Source organism: Undibacterium sp. Ji50W, assembly GCF_049340445.1.
Taxonomy (GTDB): Bacteria; Pseudomonadota; Gammaproteobacteria; order Burkholderiales; family Burkholderiaceae_D; genus Undibacterium.
The window spans coordinates 1-395 of sequence record NZ_JBMPOX010000077.1 but is presented as its reverse complement, the minus strand read 5'-3'; the positions used below and the strand labels follow the sequence as shown (position 1 = coordinate 395).

At 55.4% G+C, this 395-nt stretch carries 1 protein-coding gene; it reads left to right on the top strand.

Annotated features, from left to right (window positions below; translation table 11 throughout):
* Window positions 1–395: IS630 family transposase (locus ACO0K9_RS28090; protein ID WP_422990699.1), on the top strand; the 395-nt coding region annotated here is incomplete at both ends.

Below are 395 nucleotides of genomic sequence, written 5' to 3'. Positions count from 1 at the left end.
GGCACTGGATCGTACCCAGCCCGGACTGCCACTAAAGAAAGGTCGAGCTGAAACGATGACCCACGACTACAAGCGCAACGGAACAACCACGCTGTTTGCCGCGCTCAATGTATTAGATGGGCAGGTCGTCGGCCAGTGCCAGCAACGCCATACCCATATTGAGTGGTTGAAGTTCCTGAAGCAAATTGACCGCGAGACGCCCAAGGACAAGACATTGCATTTAATCGCCGACAACTACGCCACACACAAGCATCCCACTGTCCAGGAGTGGCTCGCCAATCACCCGCGCTTCAACATGCACTTCACGCCGACCTCGGCATCGTGGCTCAACATGGTCGAACGCTTCTTCCGAAGCATTTCAACAGACCGACTTGAACGCGGTGTCTTTCGCAGCG